Below are 575 nucleotides of genomic sequence, written 5' to 3'. Positions count from 1 at the left end.
GCAGCCATCGGCCTTGCCCTGATCGAGAACGGCTGGCGGGTATTGTACACCCGCACCACCGACCTCGTGCAGAAGCTGCAGGTCGCACGGCGGGAGCTTCAGCTCGAAGCCGCTATCACCAAGCTCGACAAGTTCGATCTCCTCATCCTCGACGACCTGGCATACGTCACCAAGGATCAGGCTGAAACGAGCGTACTCTTCGAACTCATCTCTGCAAGATATGAGCGGCGCTCCATCATGATCACCGCAAACCAGCCGTTCGGGGAGTGGAACAGGGTCTTCCCCGATCCCGCCATGACGCTTGCGGCAGTCGATCGGCTCGTTCACCACGCAACCATCTTCGAGATGAATGTCGAAAGCTACAGGCGCAGATCAGCCCTGGAGGTCAAACGACAGCGTGGAAGGCCTGCTTCGTTCGCGACAATCAAAGGCAACGGCCAGTTTGTCGCGGAGCGGCAATTAGAAAACGATCAGACTCTTGTCAGCGACAATCAGCGTGATACCTTCACCCCGACCGCGACATAAGAGTCTCATCCAGATTGTCGCGCGCGTCTCATCCTGATCGCCGCGCTATA

The 575-nt window shown here is 57.7% G+C and carries 1 protein-coding gene; it reads left to right on the top strand.

The genetic code is table 11. The features are described from left to right. Positions 1–525: ATP-binding protein (locus IB248_RS30940; protein ID WP_192242245.1), on the top strand; the 525-nt coding region annotated here is incomplete at its 5' end. Positions 526–575: the final 50 nt, after the last annotated feature.

The organism is Rhizobium sp. RHZ01 (assembly GCF_014851595.1).
GTDB lineage: Bacteria > Pseudomonadota > Alphaproteobacteria > Rhizobiales > Rhizobiaceae > Rhizobium > Rhizobium altiplani.
The sequence above is the reverse complement of the archived record's forward strand: the minus strand, read 5'-3'. Positions and strand labels throughout refer to the sequence as shown.